Source organism: Microbulbifer sp. CNSA002, from assembly GCF_047324085.1.
In the GTDB taxonomy this organism is placed as follows: Bacteria; Pseudomonadota; Gammaproteobacteria; order Pseudomonadales; family Cellvibrionaceae; genus Microbulbifer.
Genome location: NZ_CP172449.1, coordinates 4,032,534 through 4,052,610, shown reverse-complemented (window position 1 = coordinate 4,052,610; position 20,077 = coordinate 4,032,534). Strand labels below are relative to the sequence as shown.

14 protein-coding genes are annotated in these 20,077 nt (G+C 51.9%); all 14 read left to right on the top strand.

All coding sequences use genetic code 11. The annotated features are described in order from the left end of the window. The first annotated feature begins 86 nt into the window (after positions 1–86). The 14 genes from ACG1BZ_RS17985 to secA all read left to right on the top strand — a co-directional run bounded on the left by ACG1BZ_RS17985 (position 87) and on the right by secA (position 19,851). Complete coding sequence (locus tag ACG1BZ_RS17985) at positions 87–1,847, top strand: peptidoglycan D,D-transpeptidase FtsI family protein (protein ID WP_413663016.1); 1,761 nt, start codon at positions 87–89, stop codon at positions 1,845–1,847. Next, positions 1,844–3,376, top strand: coding sequence for a UDP-N-acetylmuramoyl-L-alanyl-D-glutamate--2,6-diaminopimelate ligase (locus ACG1BZ_RS17980; RefSeq protein WP_413663015.1), 1,533 nt, complete (start codon positions 1,844–1,846; stop codon positions 3,374–3,376). Before ACG1BZ_RS17985 ends, ACG1BZ_RS17980 begins: the two co-directional genes overlap by 4 nt. Further along, entirely contained in the window at positions 3,369–4,748 is a 1,380-nt protein-coding gene (locus ACG1BZ_RS17975; RefSeq protein WP_413663014.1) for a UDP-N-acetylmuramoyl-tripeptide--D-alanyl-D-alanine ligase, read from the top strand. Before ACG1BZ_RS17980 ends, ACG1BZ_RS17975 begins: the two co-directional genes overlap by 8 nt. Further along, on the top strand, positions 4,748–5,833 hold the full coding sequence (gene mraY / locus ACG1BZ_RS17970) for a phospho-N-acetylmuramoyl-pentapeptide-transferase (protein ID WP_413663013.1): 1,086 nt from the start codon (positions 4,748–4,750) through the stop codon (positions 5,831–5,833). Before ACG1BZ_RS17975 ends, mraY begins: the two co-directional genes overlap by 1 nt. 8 nt (positions 5,834–5,841) lie before the next feature. Further along, entirely contained in the window at positions 5,842–7,224 is a 1,383-nt protein-coding gene (murD, locus tag ACG1BZ_RS17965; protein ID WP_413663012.1) for a UDP-N-acetylmuramoyl-L-alanine--D-glutamate ligase, read from the top strand. Beyond that, entirely contained in the window at positions 7,221–8,444 is a 1,224-nt protein-coding gene (ftsW, locus tag ACG1BZ_RS17960) for a putative lipid II flippase FtsW (RefSeq protein ID WP_413663011.1), read from the top strand. The genes murD and ftsW overlap by 4 nt, the downstream gene beginning before the upstream one ends. Continuing rightward, positions 8,444–9,541 (top strand): undecaprenyldiphospho-muramoylpentapeptide beta-N-acetylglucosaminyltransferase, encoded by a 1,098-nt coding sequence (gene murG, locus ACG1BZ_RS17955; RefSeq protein ID WP_413663010.1) that lies wholly within the window; start codon positions 8,444–8,446, stop codon positions 9,539–9,541. Before ftsW ends, murG begins: the two co-directional genes overlap by 1 nt. Before the next feature lie 29 nt (positions 9,542–9,570). Further along, a complete protein-coding gene (murC, locus tag ACG1BZ_RS17950) occupies positions 9,571–11,034 on the top strand; it encodes a UDP-N-acetylmuramate--L-alanine ligase (protein WP_413663009.1) in 1,464 nt (487 codons plus the stop codon). Positions 11,035–11,167: 133 nt separating this feature from the next. Further along, the gene (locus tag ACG1BZ_RS17945; RefSeq protein WP_413665884.1) at positions 11,168–11,854 is read left to right on the top strand and encodes a cell division protein FtsQ/DivIB; all 687 of its coding nucleotides are present in this window, start codon (positions 11,168–11,170) and stop codon (positions 11,852–11,854) included. 115 nt (positions 11,855–11,969) lie between these two features. Beyond that, complete coding sequence (gene ftsA, locus ACG1BZ_RS17940; protein ID WP_282933862.1) at positions 11,970–13,205, top strand: cell division protein FtsA; 1,236 nt, start codon at positions 11,970–11,972, stop codon at positions 13,203–13,205. Between the two features lie 88 nt (positions 13,206–13,293). Beyond that, the gene (gene ftsZ / locus ACG1BZ_RS17935) at positions 13,294–14,535 is read left to right on the top strand and encodes a cell division protein FtsZ (protein ID WP_413663008.1); all 1,242 of its coding nucleotides are present in this window, start codon (positions 13,294–13,296) and stop codon (positions 14,533–14,535) included. A 394-nt stretch (positions 14,536–14,929) separates the two neighbouring features. Beyond that, positions 14,930–15,844, top strand: coding sequence for a UDP-3-O-acyl-N-acetylglucosamine deacetylase (lpxC, locus tag ACG1BZ_RS17930; protein WP_282933860.1), 915 nt, complete (start codon positions 14,930–14,932; stop codon positions 15,842–15,844). A gap of 157 nt (positions 15,845–16,001) precedes the next feature. After that, positions 16,002–16,937 carry a peptidoglycan DD-metalloendopeptidase family protein gene (locus ACG1BZ_RS17925; RefSeq protein WP_413663007.1) on the top strand — a complete coding sequence of 312 codons (936 nt, stop codon included), beginning with the start codon at positions 16,002–16,004 and terminating at the stop codon, positions 16,935–16,937. Positions 16,938–17,100: 163 nt separating this feature from the next. Further along, entirely contained in the window at positions 17,101–19,851 is a 2,751-nt protein-coding gene (secA, locus tag ACG1BZ_RS17920; RefSeq protein WP_413663006.1) for a preprotein translocase subunit SecA, read from the top strand. Positions 19,852–20,077: the final 226 nt, after the last annotated feature.

Sequence of the window (20,077 nt, the reverse complement as noted above, 5' to 3'; positions counted from 1 at the left end):
GTTAATTGAGTTTTGGAATTCAGGCCCTGGAGAGTGGCATGCTCAGCCGGGATGCAAAATAAATAGATAACGCCAACTGGGAAAACATGGGCGCAGTCAAAAAAAAGGATATTCAGCCGGGTATAGCCCGCTGGCGCTTTGCGCTGGTGGCGGTCCTGCTGTGCCTGCTCGCTCTTACCCTTGTGTTCCACTTGGCCAAACTGCAGGTAGTGCCTGCTGCTGAGCGTGGATATCGTTTCCTGCAAGACCAGGGCCGGGCCCGCACCTTGCGCACCGAAGAGATTGCTGCCTATCGGGGCTCAATAGTCGATCGAAACGGTGAGCTTCTCGCTGTCAGTACACCGGTACACAGCCTGTGGGCCAATCCCAAGCTGTTGAGTGAAATAAGCGATGCGAATTTAGTGCGCCTGGCTCGCGCGCTGGATTTACCGTCTTCCAAACTGGGCTCTCGCCTGAAGAAATACCGAAACAAAGAATTTATGTACCTGCGCCGGCACCTATCTCCAGAAGAGGCTGAGAAAGTGCTGGACCTGGGTATTACAGGTGTTTTCAGTAAAAAAGAGTATCGGCGCTTCTATCCTGCTGGGGAGGTCGTAGCCCAACTTCTCGGTTTTACCAACATCGATGATCGCGGCCAGGAAGGAATGGAATTGGCCTACGACGATTGGCTGTCCGGACAGCCGGGATCACGTCAGGTAATTAAAGATCTGAAAGGGCGCACGGTAAGGGATTTGGCAATTCGTCAGGAAGCACAACCGGGCAGGGATCTGCGTTTGTCTATCGATATGCGCCTGCAATATTTGGCTTACCGGGAATTAAAGCGGGCGGTGTCGGAAAACGGCGCCGCTTCCGGCTTTATGGTGATTCTCGATACTCACAGTGGCGATGTGTTGGCCATGGCCAACCAGCCTTCATTTAATCCCAATGATCGCAAAGGGGTTAAATCGGCGGCTATGCGCAACCGTGCGCTGATCGACCAGTTTGAGCCGGGTTCTACAGTGAAACCCTTAACGGTATTGGCGGCTTTGGAAACCGGGCGCTACACCCCAAGAACAGAAATAAACACCAGCCCTGGATATATTCGCGTGCCGGGAAAAACCCTGGTGGACCCGGTTAATTACGGAAAAATAGACCTCACCAAGATTATTACCAAGTCGAGCCAGGTGGGAATTACAAAAATTGCTCTCGATTTGGAACCAAATTCTCTGCGGGGACTCTTTTATCGCTTGGGTCTGGGCGAGGCAGTGGGCAGTGGCTTCCCCGGTGAAGCACAGGGGATCTTGCCCAGTCGCAGCCGCTGGCACCCAATCGAGCGGGCTAATTTCGCCTTCGGCTACGGTTTAACAGTTAACGCTGTGCAACTGGCACAAGCCTACAGCGTACTGGCGAATGAAGGGGTTAAGCGTCCTGTTTCCCTGGTTTTATCCGGTGACAAAGTTCCGGGCGAGCCTGAGCAGGTTACTGAGCAGTCCTTGGCTGGGCAGGTTACTGCGATGTTGGAGACGGTGATTGGTGCTAAGGGTACCGGACGCCTTGCCGCTGTAGAAGGTTATCGTGTCGCCGGCAAGACCGGTACTGTGCACAAAGTTGGCAGTAGTGGCTATGCGGATAATCGTTATCGCTCAGTATTTGCGGGCTTTATCCCCGCTGATAATCCGCGCCTTGCCGCGGTAGTTGTTATTGATGATCCCAGTCACGCCAAATATTACGGTGGTGAAGTTGCTGCACCGGTATTCGGTGCGGTGATGACTGGTGCTATGCGCCTGTTGCAGGTTCCGCCGGAAAAAATTGAATCGGCGGAAGGGCAATTGGCCGCGCAGTTAAGCGAGAGGGGTTCAAAATCGTGAGTCAGCGCGAACAACATTCTGTTTCTATCAAAGAATTAGTGCCGGGATACGCCGGTATTCCCGATATTTCTGTCACTGGTATTGCCCTGGATAGTCGCAAGATAAAAGCGGGCGATGCATTTATGGCCTTGCGCGGTTCTGTGGTCGATGGTCGGGAATATATCGATGCGGCAATTACTGCAGGTGCTGCGGTAGTGCTTGCCGACGGCGACAAGTTGGAATGTAAAAGCCGTGGTGATATCCAGGTGGTCAGTGTTCCCGGTCTGGCAAAGCGGGTAGGGGAAATTGCCGCGCGCTTCCACGGTAATCCCAGTGGTGAAATGCACTTGGTTGGAGTGACTGGCACTAACGGTAAAACCACTTGCGCCTATTTGACTTCCCAATTACTGGCTCGCCACTTTGGCAGTGCAGCATTGATAGGCACCATCGGCAATGGTGTCTGGAAAGATAACCAAATCGAATTGCAGGAAACGGGTTTAACAACGCCTGACCCGGTGAGTTTACAAGCGGACTTTGCAAATTATCGCGATAGTGGCGTTGCCGCTGCCGCAATGGAAGTTTCTTCACATTCCCTTTCTCAGGGACGTGTGCATGGGCTGATTTTTGATACGGCAATTTTTACCAATTTGAGCCGAGATCATTTGGATTATCACGGCAATATGGCCGCTTACGGCGCAGCCAAAGAGAAGCTTTTCGGACTGCCAAAATTGAAGCGAGGAGTCATCAACCTGGATGATCCGTTTGGCGCCCAGTTGGCAGAGCGCTGCAAATTGCGTGGCCTGCGCGTTATTACTTATGGGCTGCAGGCGGGCGATTTATATGTTGCTGACCTGCGTCGCCATGAGCGCGGTTTTTCTGTAAAACTTAATTCTCCCTGGGGCAGCGGTGAGCTGCACGCACCCTTAATCGGCGATTTCAATATTCACAATGCTCTGGCTGTCGTAGCTGCTGCAGCGGCAGAGGGCATGCCTTTTGAAGATATTATTGCCGCTTTCCCCACTATCAAAGCGGTGCCGGGGCGTATGGAGCGTGTCCTGGTTGAGGGTTCCGATGATGTGGGTGTATTGGTGGATTATGCCCATACACCAGATGCTCTTCGCGCGGCTTTAGCAGCAGCGCGCCCTTACTGTCGCGGTAATTTGTGGTGTGTTTTTGGTTGTGGCGGTGACCGGGATACGGGTAAGCGCGCGGCGATGGGGCGTATAGCCTCCGAGATGGCGGACCGTGCCATTGTGACTAGCGATAATCCGCGTAGCGAGGAACCGCAAAAAATTATCGACGATATTCTCGAAGGGGCTGCCAGTAATATCGAAGTTGAAATTGATCGCGCGACAGCGATATCTCAGGCGGTATCTGCAGCACAACCGGGGGATATTGTATTGATCGCCGGTAAAGGGCACGAGAATTACCAAATTATCGGCAGTGAAAAAATTCACTTCTGCGATCGTGAGCAAGCTGCTGCAGCTCTTAAAGCCCGCGTGGATGAATCGGGCCAGTCAAGTGAAGGCAAGGAGAGCCAAGGTGATTAATTCCCTTACGTTGCAGCAACTGCAAAGCCGTTTTGGCGGTGAGTTAATCAATGGCTCTGTGGAGTTTGAACTGGTTTGTACGGATACCCGCAAGCTGGACCCCAAATCTTTATTTGTTGCTCTGGTTGGCGAAAATTTTGATGCTCACGACTTTGTCGGTGAGCTGGATGGCCAGGTATTGGGGTTGGTCGTCGATCGTGAAGTGCCCAGTTGCAGTTTACCGCAGTGGCGCGTTGAAGATACGACGGTCGCATTGGGACAAATTGGCTTACTGTGCCGTGAGCAGTTTGACGGTCCGGTTGTGGCGATCACAGGGTCCTGCGGAAAAACCACCGTTAAGGAGATGCTGTCTGCAATTTTTTCCCAGAGCCATACACCCTGTGTAACTGAGGGAAACCTGAACAACCAGTTCGGTTTGCCTATGACTTTGTTTGGGCTGACAGTGCAGCACGATGTGTTGATTCTCGAAATGGGAGCTAACGGCCCTGACGATATTGGCTACCTGTGTAGTATCGGCAAGCCGCAGGTGACGGCGGTAAATAACGTAATGCCAGCGCATGTCGAGGGCTTTGGCTCTGTTGATGCTATCGCAAAAGCCAAGGGCCAAATTTATACCCGTTTGGATGTATCGGCGACGGCGGTGATCAATACCGATGATGGCTATGCGAATTACTGGTTGGAGAATATGCCCGAAGGGGTAAAGACTCTGGGTATTGGCTTATCTAATGAGTGTGCTATCCATGCGGATAATATTGTATTGAATCCTAACGGTTGCCCTTCATTTGACTTGGTAATTGAAGGCGTTGCCCACCCTGTTAGCCTGAAATTGCTTGGTGAACATAACGTTCACAACGCTCTGGTTGCTGCTGGATGTGCTTTTGCTGCGGGAATACCTGCGGTGGAAATTATCAGCGGACTTAACACGGTGACTGGGGTTGCTGGGCGCTTGCAGGAGCAGGCAGGTATAGCCGGTGCAACCGTTATTGATGACAGTTACAACGCGAACCCGGGTTCAGTCGGTGCGGCCATTGAATTGCTGTCACAGCGTTCAGGTAAAAAAATTCTGGTGCTGGGGGATATGGCCGAGTTGGGGCCGGACGCGGAGGAAATGCATAGAAGCGTTGGAGCTTTGGCACGAGAGCGGGGCTTGGATGCGCTGTTTACATTGGGGCCGCTGGGTACTGCCGCCAGCATGGCCTTTTCTGCGGGGAGGCAAGAGTCGCTGCGCAATTATCGCGAGAGAGAACCCCTGGTTACTGCTCTCACTCAACAATTGGATGAACAAACCACAGTTTTGGTTAAAGGATCACGCAGCGCCCGTATGGAATTGGTAGCGCAGGCACTGCTTGGCAATAGCAGAGGGGAGAAGTAATGCTGCTTTGGCTAGCGGAGCTATTACAACAACATGTCAGCGGATTTTCGGTATTTAACTACCTGACAGTGCGCGCAATTCTTGCTGCGTTGACGGCTCTGGGTATTTCACTACTTGTGGGTCCGCGCATGATTCACTGGTTGAACCATTTACAGGTGGGGCAGGCTGTTCGCGATGATGGTCCACAAAGCCATTTGAGTAAATCTGGCACCCCGACTATGGGCGGCACCTTGATTCTCGCCTCAATTTTTGCCTCAGCCCTACTCTGGTCTGACCTCAGCAATCGTTACGTGTGGGTTACTTTATTAGTTACCTTTGTTTTCGGTGCTGTGGGCTTCGTGGATGACTATAAAAAAGTCGTTTATAAAAACCCCCGTGGCCTTATTGCTCGCTGGAAATATTTCTGGCAATCCGTTGCCGGGTTGGGTGCAGCTATTTATCTGTATATGAGTGCTTCAAGCCCGGCAGAGACCCAGTTTTTTGTTCCCTTTTTTAAAGATGTTGCGATAAACCTGGGACCGATATCTTTTATATTGCTGACCTACTTTGTCGTTGTTGGCTCCAGTAACGCGGTTAACCTGACTGATGGCCTCGATGGCTTGGCGATTATGCCTACTGTGATGGTGGGTGGAGCACTTGGGGTGATTGCTTATTTATCCGGCCATATGGAATTTGCTGACTACCTGCATATTCCCGCAATTCCAGGAGCTGGGGAGTTGGCGGTGTTCTGCGCTGCCCTCGGTGGTGCCGGACTTGGGTTCTTATGGTTTAACACTTATCCGGCCCAGGTGTTTATGGGGGACGTGGGCGCTCTGGCACTGGGGGCGGCGCTGGGAATTATTGCGGTAATTACCCGTCATGAAATTATTCTGTTCATCATGGGCGGTGTGTTTGTGATGGAAACGGTTTCCGTAATTTTGCAGGTGGCATCCTTTAAATTAACGGGGAAGAGAATTTTTCGCATGGCGCCTCTGCACCACCACTTTGAGTTAAAAGGGTGGCCGGAGCCTCGAGTCATTGTGCGCTTTTGGATTATTACCGTCATTCTGGTCTTGGCTGGTTTGGCAACACTGAAAATTCGATAAATAGATAAATGAGCCTGATCGCGACTTCTTCACAGCAGAAAGTGGTAATAGGTCTTGGCGCTACCGGAAAGTCGGTGGTGCGCTACCTGCTGCGTCACGGCCATACGCCGGTCGTGGCAGACAGTCGCGATAACCCGCCGGGGCTCGAAGCTTTCCGTCAGGAGTTCCCTGAGGTTGCGGTGGAAACAGGTCCACTGCGCCCGGGGACAATACTCGCTGCGAGCTTGATTATTGCCAGCCCGGGAGTTGCGCTTGCTGAACCCGTATTGCAGCAGGCGATTGCGGATGAGATTCCTGTGGTTGGGGATATTGAGTTATTTGCCCAGGCCCTGACTCGGATGCAATCGACAGCAAAGCTCGCCGCGATCACAGGCTCCAACGGAAAGAGTACAGTGACCACACTCCTGGGGGAGATGGTTGAAGAGGCAGGGCTGACAGTTGGTGTGGGTGGCAATATCGGTGTGCCGGTGCTGGATTTACTTGAGAAACCTCTGCCGGACATCTTTGTTTTGGAGCTTTCCAGTTTTCAATTGGAAACCACCTACTCGCTGGCACCTACCGTAGCCACCATTTTAAACATGAGTGCGGACCATATGGACCGCTACCCCAGTATGGTGGAGTACCACCGGGCCAAGCAGCGCATTTATCGCGGAGCGGATCAGTTCGTGATAAATCGCGCGGACCCCTTATCCCAGGGGCCTCTTTCCCGAGAGAGACGGGAGTGGAGTTTTGGGCTTGATCAGCCGGATCTCAATCAGTTTGGCCTGCGCTTGCAAGAGGGGCAGAACTGGTTGGCTCGAGGCACAGAAGTTTTAATGCCTGTGGCCGATTTGGCTATGGTGGGTAAGCATAATATTGCCAATGGTTTGGCAGCCCTGGCAATGGGCTATGCACTGGGCCTGCCCACAGAGGCGATGTTAAAAATTTTACGCAGCTTTCGCGGGTTGAAACATCGCTGTGAGCGCGTGGCTGATTTTGAAGATGTTGTTTATGTTAACGATTCAAAAGGCACCAATGTAGGAGCAACCCAGGCGGCATTGGATGGCTTGGCTACGGCAAGCAGAAAAATAGTGCTTATTGCTGGAGGGGATGGCAAGGGTGCTGACTTTGCTCCCTTACGAAAAAGTTCAAGAGCACTCCGGGCCCTGGTTTGTATTGGTGTAGATGGAGACAAAATAGCAGGTGTCTTTGATGGTCTGTGCGAGATTCGCAGGGCTAGCACAATGGCAGAGGCCGTCGCTGAGGCTAGACAATTAGCCAATGGCGGTGACTATGTATTGTTATCACCGGCATGTGCCAGCTTTGATATGTATCAGAACTTTGAAGCCCGCGGTGATGATTTTCGCCGGGCCGTTCTGGAATTATGCGATACCGCTGGTGACTTCCAGTGAGTGCCCAGGTAATCAAGGCTCAAGGTAGTGAATGGCAGGATGGGCTGCTGCTACTCAGTGTTCTGGTTCTGGCTAGCATTGGTGTGGTGATGGTTGCTTCAGCATCTATCGCCTTTGCTACGGATATTTATGGTGACCCCTGGTATTTCCTCAGGCGTCATTTGGCTTTTTTGATGGTTGGCGGATTAGCTGGATTTGTCGTTAGTCAGATTCCCCTGTCAATTTGGTCGCGACTGTCCTGGCCATTATTACTGTTTGCTTGCCTGTTATTGATTGCAGTGCTTGTGCCGGGGATTGGACGGGAGGTGAACGGTAGCCGGCGTTGGCTGGTATTTGCAGGCATAACTGTGCAACCCGCGGAAGTGGCTAAGTTCTGTCTGCTAGTTTTTTTTGCCAGTTTTTTAACACGTCGAAATAAGCAACTACGCCATTGGACCAGCTTTATGGTGCCAGTGGTGATTCTCGCAACGGTTGCTCTGTTACTGCTTTTACAGCCGGACTTCGGTTCGGTGGTTGTAATTTCAGGCACCGTGTTGGCAATGGTTTTTTTGGCGGGAGCGCGTCTTCCCCATACTTTTTTATTGGTAGCTGCGGCTGCGAGTGGACTGGCGATAATGGCACTGATGAGCCCCTATCGCTTACAGCGATTGCTGACGTTTCTGGATCCTTGGGGGGATCAGTTTGCCAGTGGCTACCAACTTACCCAGTCCCTGATTGCATTTGGTCGCGGAGAGTGGTTTGGAGTTGGTTTGGGCAATAGTGTGCAGAAGCTGTTTTACCTGCCTGAGGCCCATACGGATTTTATTTTCGCCATTCTGGCAGAGGAATGGGGAATGTTGGGTGGCGTAGTGCTGGTAGGGCTTTTTGTTGTTCTCACTTACTCACTGCTCCGCCTGGTAAAGGAGGCCCTGGTGCAGGAGAAATTTTTCGCTGCACTTCTAGCTTTTGGTATGGCAGTGCTATTGGCTGGACAAGCTTTCGTGAATATGGGCGTTGCTTCAGGCTTGTTGCCGACTAAAGGGCTAACGCTGCCATTTGTCAGCTCTGGTGGCAGCAGCCTGATTGTATGTTGTGCATTACTCGGCTTGGCGATGCGGATTCGGGCTGAACTAAAAGAGCCTGCTGAAAACGGAAGCGGGGGGCTAGAGCTTTTGCGTCAGCTGCCAATATTCCATTCACCCAAGTCCAGTGTGAAGGGCAGCAACGGAGAAACGGTTTGATGCCTGAAGTAAATAAGCGTTTTTCTGGAAAGAAGTTTTTGCTGATGGCCGGTGGTACCGGCGGTCATGTGTTCCCAGCGTTGGCTGTGGCTAAAGCGTTGCAAGAGCAGGGAGCTGTTGTCGAGTGGTTAGGCACTGCCCGCGGGATTGAATCCCGATTAATACCTGCAGCAAATATTCCTTTGCACTGCATTAAAGTGGAGGGTATTCGGGGGAAGGGAAAGTTGGCCTTACTCAAAGCCCCGTTGCAAATTTTGCGGGCAATTGCTCAGGCCAGGACCGTTGTTAAGCAAGTACGACCTGATGCAGTACTCGGCTTTGGCGGCTTTGCGACCGGCCCAGGGGGCGTTGCAGCCCGTCTCGGGGGGATACCGTTGATTATTCACGAGCAAAATGCTGTTGCCGGAACGACAAACCGCTTGTTAGCGCGGATTTCCAGCCAGGTGCTTGAAGCATTTCCCAGTGGGTTACCCGGTGCCAGGCAGGTGGGTAATCCAGTGCGCAAAGAAATTGCAGAATTGCCTGAGCCAGAAACACGAATTGGCAGCCAGTCGTCTCTGCGCCTTTTGGTATTGGGCGGTAGTCTCGGTGCTGTAGCAATTAATGAACTGGTTCCTAAGGCAATCGCATTGCTGAAACCCTCCCTGCGCCCGGTAGTGGTCCACCAGGCTGGAGAGCGCCACCTTCAGGCTGCCAAAGACGCCTATAAAGAGGCGGCAGTAGAAGCTGAGGTGGTCCCTTTTATTGCGGATATGGCTGAGGCCTACCGCTCTGCGGACCTGATTATTTGCCGTTCCGGGGCTTTGACTGTTTCTGAAATTTCAGCTGCGGGAGTCGGTGCAATCATGGTGCCTTTCCCCTTTGCAATTGATGATCATCAAACGCGTAATGGCGAGTGGTTGCAAAATGCTGGCGGAGCGATTGTTATGCAGCAGCGGGAAATGGACGAGCAGAAGTTATCCGGCTTGTTACAAAGCCTGTTAGAAGATCGTCAGAAACTATTGCAAATGGCGACCTCCGCGCGGCGCGCGGCAAAAACTGATGCGACTGAGCAAGTGGTTAACGCTTGCAGAGAAGAGCTGGCCTCGGCCAGGTAACACAGAATAAGTGGACGAAGGTTAAAGTGATGTCTTCAGTGCGGACAAACGAAGATAAAAGTTATGCGGTACCGGCCATGCGTCGTATTCGCCGTATCCACTTTATTGGGATCGGTGGTGCCGGTATGAGCGGCATTGCAGAGGTATTGCAGAACCAGGGCTACGAAGTCTCAGGTTCTGACCTGCGTGAATCAGCGGTTACTGATAGATTGCGCAAATTAGGGGTTAAGGTCCAAATCGGACACAGCGAGGAAAATGTTCGCGGCGTTGATGTTGTTGTTAACTCCTCTGCCGTACATGGCGATAACCCGGAGCTGATTGAAGCGAGAGAAAAGAGAATCCCTATTGTACGCCGTGCCGAAATGCTCGGTGAACTGATGCGCTATCGCTATGGCATTGCTGTGGCGGGAACCCACGGAAAGACCACCACGACCAGCTTAATCGCCTCAATCTTTGCAGCAGACAAAAAAGATCCGACCTTTGTTATCGGTGGCCTGGTCAACGCTGCCGGTGCCAATGCTGCCTTGGGCGAAAGTCGCTATCTAGTGGCTGAAGCTGATGAGAGCGATGCGTCTTTTATTCACTTACAGCCGATGGTGACGGTGATTACCAATATCGATGCGGACCATATGGAAACTTATGGTGGCGACTTCGAAAAGGTGAAACAGATCTTTATTGATTTTGTACACAACCTGCCATTTTACGGTCTGGCGGTAGTTTGCGGGGATGATGCCAATGTTCAGGAAGTCATCCCCAAGTTTTCCCGCCCGGTTCTGACCTATGGATTTGATGAGGGTAATGACTACCGCATCGTTGAAGTAAAGCAAGAACCTCTGCGCAGCCATTTCACGGTACAGAGACCCAAGGGTGATCTATTGCAGGTTTCTGTGAATACACCGGGTATTCACAATGTTCTCAATGCGACTGCAGCAATTGCTGTAGCTAGTGATGAAGGCGTTAGTGATGAAGCAATTCGCCAAGGTCTAATAGGCTTCCAGGGCGTTGGTCGTCGATTCCAGATCTACGGTGATTATGCCGTTAGCGATGATACCGAAGCCGATAAGGTGATGTTGGTAGATGACTACGGTCACCACCCACGTGAGGTAGCCGCTACCGTAAAGACAGTTCGAGATGGCTGGCCGGATCGTCGCTTGGTAATGATTTATCAGCCCCACCGTTATACCCGTACACGGGACTTGTTTGAAGACTTTGTTCAGGTCCTCTCTGAAGTGGATAAGTTGATTTTGCTGGATGTATACAGTGCGGGTGAAGCGCCAATTGCCGGTGCCGATGGCAGAACGCTTGCGCGAAGTTTACGCAACAGGGGACAGGTAGATCCGATTTTTATGGAAACTATCGATCAGGTTCCCCCGGTATTAGCTGATCTGTTGGAGCCAGGTGATATTGTCCTGACCCAGGGAGCTGGCAACGTCGGAGCACTTTCGCAAAGGTTGGCTGATTGGCGCTTGGGCGAGCGCAGCGGCGAGGGCTAAGTAGCTAGTGAAAGGAGCTGGAACGAAATCAGCCGGGAGAAAAAAAAAGACAGCTCGCGGAGCGAGCCCTCTTGGAACCGATGATCCCGAGAAGCTTCGTCTGAACTGGAAGCGGTGTTTTTTTTTATTGGTGATGTTCGCAGGCTTTAGTGCTTTGCTCTATGGTGCAGTTTGGTTATGGCGATGGGTGCCATCGGTTGAGTTGAGTAATGTTGATGCTCTAGAGCAAGTTGAAGTACGCGGGGCTTTTAATGCGGTAACTGAAGAAGAGTTAAGAGAGGTGCTTCTTCCTCACTTGAAAGCGGGCTTTTTTTCAGCGGACATTCAGGCGATGCAGCAGACATTACTGTCTAACCCCTGGATTACTTCCGCCTCGGTGAGCAGGCGTTGGCCGAAGGGTGTTGAGGTTGATATCACTGAAGCGCAACCTCTCGCCACCTGGGGTAAAGATAAATTGTTGGTAGCGAGTGGGGATCTGCTGCCGCGTCCGTCACATATGGGGGTTCAGTCCCTGCCCGAGCTTGCCGGGGATGAAGAATTGGTAGAGCGGATTATGCTGCAATACCGCGCGCTTGCGGGGTTACTGACCACGCGGGATATGGAGGTTAAACGGTTGTCATTTGACGACCTAAGCGGTTGGCATCTGGAGTTAGTGTCGGGAATTGAATTAAAACTTGGCCATGATGCTTTATTGGAGCGGGTACACCGTTTTCTGTATTTGAGTCGGGGTGTACTGGCGCCGCACTTGCAAAAAGTTGTCAGCGTCGATACGCGCTACAGCAATGCGGTAGCGGTTCAGTGGAAAGACGAAGAAAAGTAAACATCGAGGCAGCCCGGGTGGCTGTTTTATAGATAAAAGTTTAAAAGCGAATGCTGTGTTCTGGTCCGATAGCAGAACCTGAAACAGAATGCAGCTCAGCGAGGTTGGCACGAAAATGACACAGGTATCCGATCAGCGCATGATTGTTGGACTGGATATAGGCACCTCTAAAGTAGTCGCTATTGTCGGTGAAGCTTCCGGTGATGGGGAACTTAATATTGTCGGTATCGGCTCTCATCGTTCCACTGGAATGAAAAAGGGCGTAGTGGTTAATATTGAATCAACCGTGCAATCTATACAGCGCGCTGTGGAAGAAGCTGAGTTGATGGCGGGTTGTGAAATTCACTCTGTGTACGCAGGGATTGCGGGAAGTCACATTCGCAGCTTGAACTCTCACGGTATAGTTGCGATTAAGGATCGAGAGGTTACCCAGCAGGATCTCGATCGTGTTATTGATGCTGCCAGGGCTGTCGCTATTCCTGCGGACCAGAAGATTTTGCACACGCTTCCGCAGGAATACCTGATTGATAATCAGGAAGGGGTAAAAGAACCTCTCGGAATGTCTGGTGTTCGCCTCGAAGCAAAGGTCCATTTGGTCAGCGGTGCAGTGAATGCTGCACAGAATATTGAAAAGTGTATTCGTCGATGTGGTCTGGAAGTAGAAGATGTCATTCTTGAACAATTGGCTTCAAGTTACGCAGTCCTGACCGAAGATGAAAAAGAGTTGGGAGTATGCATGGTAGATATTGGTGGGGGAACTACCGATATTGCTGTGTTTACTGGTGGATCTATTCGGCATACCGGTGTGATACCGATTGCTGGAGACCAGGTTACCAATGATATTGCCATGGCTTTGCGCACACCGACACCGCACGCAGAAGACTTGAAAATCAAATATGCGTGCGCGTTGGCAAAACTCGCTCGCGAAGGTGAGACCATTAAGGTACCGAGCGTTGGTGATCGCGCGCCCAGGGATTTATCCCGACAGGCATTGGCCGAGGTCGTTGAGCCGCGCTACGACGAATTGTTTACATTAGTACAGGCGGAGTTACGTCGCAGCGGCTTCGAAGATTTGTGTGCGGCGGGTGTAGTACTTACCGGCGGCTCTTCAAAAATGGAGGGCGCGGTTGAACTGGCTGAGGAAATTTTTCATATGCCGGTTCGCCTAGCAGTGCCTCAGGGTATTGCAGGTTTGACGGATATCGTCAGCAACCCAATTTATTCCACTGGAGTTGGATTATTGATGTATGCGATGCAGCAGGAAGAGGCTCGAGAGGGCAAAATACAGCCTGTCCGCAACGATAATCAGTGGTGGGACAAGGTAAAGCACTGGTTTCGCGGAAATTTGTAATAGAGTGCAACCAGATTTAGCCATCCGGTGAAGGATTTTTTTTAGGCATGGCTGTAAAATTCGACATGAGCAAGAAAGGGGAACAGCAATGTTCGAGCTAGTTGATAGCGTACAGGATAAGCCTGTCATCAAGGTGATTGGTGTCGGCGGCGGTGGTGGTAATGCTGTTAAGCATATGATCGCCAATGATGTTGAGGGTGTAGATTTTATCTGTGCAAATACAGATGCACAGGCCCTCAAAGATGTTGAGGCCCGCACTATCCTGCAACTGGGTAACACAATTACACGCGGTTTGGGCGCAGGGGCAAACCCGGATATTGGCCGACAGTCCGCACTTGAAGATCGCGATCGCATTGCTGAGGTATTAACCGGTGCGGATATGGTATTCATCACTGCCGGTATGGGCGGTGGTACCGGTACCGGTGGTGCGCCGATTGTCGCTGAGATTGCAAAAGAACTGGGCATCCTTACCGTTGCGGTAGTTACTCGCCCATTTAAGATCGAAGGGCGCAAACGCACAGTTGTAGCTGAAGAGGGTATCCTCGAGCTGCGCGATAAAGTTGATTCTCTGATTACTATCCCCAACGATCGTTTGCTGGAAGTACTCGGTAGCAAGATCACAATGAAATCTGCTTACAAAGAGGCAGATAACGTTTTACTGGGTGCTGTACAAGGCATTGCCGACCTGATGATTCGCCCGGGCATCATGAACGTGGACTTCGCCGATGTGCGCACCGTAATGTCTGAAATGGGCATGGCGATGATGGGGTCCGGTTCTGCCGTCGGTGAAAACCGTGCGCGTGAAGCGGCTGAGAAAGCCGTGCGAAGCCCGCTACTGGATAACGTCAACCTGGCAGGTGCTCGCGGTATCCTGGTGAATATCATCACAGGTAGCGAAGAGGCGGGCTGTCAGGAACTGACCCTGGGTGAGTACTCTGAAGTAGGTGAGATTGTCCAGGAAATCGCCTCCGATGAAGCTACTGTGGTTATCGGTACAGCGGTAGATGATAAGCTCGGTGATGAGATGCGGGTTACCGTTGTGGCCGCAGGTCTTGGCGAGGGTACTCCTGCAGCGCGTCCGGCGAAGGTGGTGGATAATACTCGCCGCCCAGAGCCTCGCGAGCCTGTTCGTGAAACCCGTGAGGTTCGCGATAATCACAGCGCTCACGCTGGCCACAGCTCTGCGGGACTGGCAAGCCGCGAGGCCATTGATCCGCGCCCTCGTGCTGAAGCGGAGCGCCCCAAGCGCCCGGCTCCTGCCCTGAATCCCGCTGATGCGGATATGGAGTACCTGGATATTCCAGCCTTCCTGCGCCGTCAGGCAGACTAGGAAACGGTACCGCAGAGGCAGAACACCGCTCATGTCTGCCCGGCTCCAGCTGGGTATTGCCGCTGCGGTGCGGCTTTTGCTCGGGTCTACCTTGTCGAATGGGTGGGCCCTTGCCCCGTTTGTGTAGATTTTGATCAGAACTGGTGAGTCGCAATAACTATCTAAAATAATTAACAATTATTAACAGCGCTTGCGGAGCTTAGGATCTTAGAATGCTGTCATAGCGACATGCGTTGGCGCTGCAATCTTTGCTTGATCTATCCTCATATAGGTAGGTGGTGCACAGTTGTGGTGACCACTCGCCCAGAATTGGTATTGGCGTCGCAATTGTGCTAGTATCGATGGCTTGCTGCGCCTTAGGGGCGTAGTCCACCGACGGGGAAAAGATAGTTTCATGATCAAACAGCGCACGCTTAAGAATGCTATTCGCGCCACTGGCGTAGGTCTGCATACTGGCAAGAAAGTTGTACTTACCCTTAAACCAGCGCCCGTAGACACCGGTATCGTGTTCCGTAGAACCGATTTGGACCCGGTAGTTGAAATCGAGGCTCGTGCGGAAAATGTCGGCGACACTCTCCTTTCAACCACCCTGGAAAAGGGTGATGTTCGCATTGCTACGGTAGAGCACCTGCTCTCGGCAATGGCGGGCCTTGGCATTGATAACGCGGTTGTCGAGTTATCCGCGCAAGAAGTGCCCATTATGGATGGCAGTGCCGGCCCATTTGTATTTCTAATTCAATCTGCAGGCATCCAAGAGCAAGCAGCTCCGAAGAAGTTCCTGCGAATCAAGAAGCCAGTAACTGTAGAGGATGGCGATAAGGTTGCCAGCTTCCTGCCTTTTAATGGCTTTAAAGTATCTTTCACAATCGACTTTGACCACCCGGTTTTCCAGGGGCGTAACCTGAGTTCATCCGTGGATTTCTCCAGCACCTCCTTTGTGAAGGAAGTGAGTCGCGCCCGTACCTTTGGCTTTATGCACGAGATCGAGTACTTGCGCTCCAAGGGCCTAGTTCAGGGCGGTTCCGTTGATAACGCAATTGTGATTGACCAATACCGTATTCTGAATGAAGGCGGGTTGCGTTACGAAGACGAATTTGTGAAACATAAAATTCTGGATGCGATTGGCGATCTCTATCTTCTGGGGACCAGCCTGATTGGGGAGTTCAAGGCCTTTAAGTCTGGCCATGCGCTGAACAATAAATCCCTTCGCAACCTGATGGCTCAGGAGGATGCTTGGGAAATGGTCACCTTTGAAGGTGAGCAGGAAGAAGCACCGATCTCCTATATTAAGCCTATTTTGGCAGTTTGATACTTTCGCAAGAAGCCGGCATTATAGTGCCGGCTTTTTTGTATGATTGTTTCACAGAGAAAGCCTATAGATTTTTGGTATCCTTATCGGTTTGGCACCTCGGCTTGTGAGCTGGGGACTAACGAAAATTAAAAATGTCGAACTCCTCACAGTTCCTATGAAAGTAATCCTGGTTAATGAGCGCGGTGCGACTCGCAGCTTTAATTTTGGTAGTTTGAGCAAAGCCCTGTTGGGGTTGTGCTTGCTGAGCCTCCCTGTGGGTGCATTTCTGCTGGGGGCGAATTTACCGGTTACTAAAACTGACCTATTTGATTCCCGAACGGCCAAGGCCTGGAGCCGCGCACTGCGCAAACAGCAGGAAGAAATTGCTGAAGCAGATAGAGAGGCGCGGGAGCAGCTGGCAGCTCTTACCGTTAAGCTTGCAGAGTTGCAGGCGCGTTTAACTCGCCTTGATGCACTGGGTGAGCGTTTAACCTCTGTTGCCAATCTCGATGAAGGAGAGTTTGAGTTTGGCAGTGCACCTGCTATCGGTGGGCCGGAAGACCCCGGAATCGCAGGTGCATCAGAGTTGCCGTATCAGCCACCGGAATTCCTGGATGTTATTGGAGATCTCTCTCATCAGATTGAAGATCGCCAAATGCAGCTGAACACTCTCGAATCCCTGATGGCGAACCTCAAACTTGAGGATGAGCAGTTTTTGGCAGGCCGTCCGATCAGCAAGGGGTGGATGTCTTCCCGTTATGGTTATCGCACCGATCCATTCACTGGCCGTAGGACCTGGCACAAGGGGGTGGATTTTGCTGGCAAGATGGGCTCCGATGTTGTTTCAGTAGCCGCAGGTGTTGTCACTTGGGCTGATGAGCGCCATGGTTATGGTCAGTTGGTAGAAATTAATCACGGCAATGGTTATTCAACCCGCTATGGGCACAATAGTGAGCTGAAAGTGGGATTGGGTGACGTGGTCAAGAGGGGGCAGACTATTGCCCTGATGGGTTCCAGTGGCCGTTCTACCGGGCCCCATGTTCACTTTGAGATATATAAGAACAACCGCACGGTTGATCCAGCTAGCTATATCCGCCGCACAGGCAGATAAGAACTATCCTTCCTTTACGCGTAATTGTTGGTAGCTTGGCATAAGAGTTGCCAGCGCTTGCGCCTTCCTGTTTACTTGCACCCCTCGCATAAAGGAGCGTCGGTGCATCGATCTGCCCGATATTAGCGCCGACAGCGCAAATAAGATAAGTGGTTTCTAGATAATGATTGGCAAACTGATTAAATCGGTCTTTGGTTCAAAAAATGACCGCGAGCTGAAGCGCATGCGACGCGTCGTGGGAAAGATCAACGCTTTGGAAGAGGATTTCCAGAAGCTTGACGATGCAGGCCTGCGGGCTAAAACGGATGAGTTTAGGCAGCGACTCGCTGACGGGGAAAAGCTCGATCAAATTCTGCCTGAGGCGTTTGCTGCAGTGCGTGAAGCGGGTCGTCGGGCCATGGGCATGCGCCACTTCGATGTTCAGCTGATCGGCGGGATGACCCTGCATGAAGGACGTATTGCAGAAATGCGTACCGGTGAAGGTAAAACCCTGGTTGCAACCCTGCCGGCCTATCTGAATGCACTTGAAGGTAAGGGCGTTCATATTGTTACGGTGAACGATTACCTCGCTTCGCGGGATGCCAATTGGATGCGCCCAGTGTATGAATTCCTGGGTATGACAGTGGGAGTTATTGTTTCCCAGCAGCCACCGGAAGAAAAGAAAGCGGCCTATGAGGCTGACATTACTTACGGTACTAATAACGAATTCGGTTTTGATTACCTGCGTGACAACATGGTGTTGCGCAAAGAGGACCGTACTCAGCGCCCTCAGAACTTCGCTATTGTCGATGAGGTGGATTCCATCCTGATCGATGAGGCGCGTACTCCGTTGATTATTTCTGGAGCCGCTGAAGACTCTTCTCACCTTTATATGGCAATGAATAAGTTGGTTCCCCAGCTGGAGCGTGCCGAAGAAGGTGGGGAGGGGCACTACACCGTTGATGAAAAGACTCGCCAGGTTGAGCTGACGGAGCAGGGCCACTTGTTGATCGAAGACCTGCTGTCGCGCAGTGGGTTGATGAAGGAAGATCAGTCCCTTTACGCCCCTGGGAACCTGGGCCTGTTGCACCACGTGCACGCCGCCCTGCGCGCGCATGTGCTGTTTAACCGCGATGTGGATTACATCGTGCAGAACGGCCAGGTGGTGTTAATTGATGAGCACACAGGTCGGACCATGCCGGGTCGCCGTCTCTCCGAAGGCCTGCACCAGGCGCTGGAAGCAAAAGAGAGTGTGCAGATTCAGAGTGAGAGCCAGACTCTCGCTTCTACAACATTCCAGAACCTGTTCCGCTTCTATCCCAAACTTGCGGGAATGACCGGTACAGCGGATACAGAAGCGTTTGAATTCCAGCAAATTTATGGTCTGGACGTGGTGGTGATCCCCACCAATAAGCAAATTCAACGTGAAGATCTCAATGACCTGGTTTACCTAAGCCAGGAAGAGAAGATGGAAGCGATTATTGAGGATGTGAAGCACTGTCGCGAAAAGCAGGCTCCAATCCTTGTAGGTACCGCTTCTATCGAAACCTCTGAAGAAATGTCCCGCAAGTTGCAAAAGGCGGGCATTAAGCACCAGGTTCTCAACGCGAAATACCACGAGCGCGAAGCGCAGATTATCGCCCAGGCGGGTCGCCCGGGTGCAGTGACTATTGCTACCAATATGGCTGGTCGCGGTACCGACATTGTTCTCGGTGGTAACTGGGAAGCTGAGGCGGCGGCCTTGGGTCAGGAAAAAGATCGCGAACTGACTGAAGCGGAGCTCGCACAAGTCAAGGAAGATTGGAAGAAGCGTCACGAGCAGGTAATCGCTGCGGGCGGTCTGCATATTATCGGTACTGAGCGCCATGAGTCCCGCCGTATTGATAATCAGCTGCGAGGTCGTGCAGGTCGTCAGGGTGACCCGGGTGTTACTCGTTTCTACTTATCTCTGGAAGATAACCTTATGCGCATCTTCGCCTCTGACCGGGTGAAGAATTTTATGCAGATGCTGGGTATGGAGCGCGGTGAGGCGATTGAGCACCGCATGGTTTCCAACGCTATCGAAAAAGCCCAGCGCCGTGTTGAAGGCCGCAATTTTGATATTCGCAAACAGTTGTTGGAATACGATGACGTGGCCAATGACCAGCGCCAGGTGATTTACGGCCAGCGAAATGAGCTGCTGGAAGCTGAGGTTATCAGTGATACGATCTCTGCCATTCGTGAAGATGTAGTTGATGGCATTGTCTCCGGTTCTATCCCCCCCCAGAGCGTGGAAGAGCAATGGGATATTCCAGCCCTGGAGCAGCAGCTCTCTGGCGAATTGGGTATCCAGTTGCCGGTTCAGCAGTGGCTGGATGAAGATCGCACTCTGCATGAAGAGAGCCTGCGGAAAAAGATTACTGTTGCCGCGCAGGAAGCCTATGCTGCAAAAGTTTCCCGCATTGGTGAGTCTTCTGGTGATACCAATCTGATGCCGACTATCGAGCGTCAGATTATGCTGCAAGTATTGGATCAGTTGTGGAAAGAGCACCTTTCCAGTATGGACCACCTGCGTGCGGGTATTGGATTGCGAGCTTACGCCAACAAAAACCCTAAGCAGGAATTCAAGCGCGAGTCTTTCCACCTGTTCCAGAGCATGCTGGAGAACCTCAAGCATGAAGTGGTGCGTATTCTTGCCCACGTAGAGCCGATGACTCGTGAGCAAGCGGAAGAGATGGAGCAGCGTCGCCTGGAAGAGCAGCGCAGGCAGCAGCTTGAGCTGCAACACGCTCAAGCTTCGGCGCTTCCAGAAAGTGAGCCCAGGGAGCAGCAGCCGGCTACCCCGGCACCGGAGCGTCGCGGTCCTAAAGTCGGGCGCAATGATCCCTGCCCCTGTGGTTCAGGGAAAAAATACAAGCAGTGTCACGGCAAGCTGGCTTCCTCTACTCAGAGCTAATTCTCTACTGCTTGAATTCAGAAAGTGCCCCGCTTAGCGGGGTATTTTTTTAACCGGTAAAAGAATTATCTGCGGAAAAGGATTCCTATTCCGCAGATAAGTTTATTTTTGGCTTGCCTTACTGAGGTTCGGCTTTGATAATGTCGACCGCTCATTTATTTCCGCTAATCCGTTTGGGTGGACCGGGATCTAGGTTTGCCTGCGCTGTGATAGCCCAAAGTCGTTA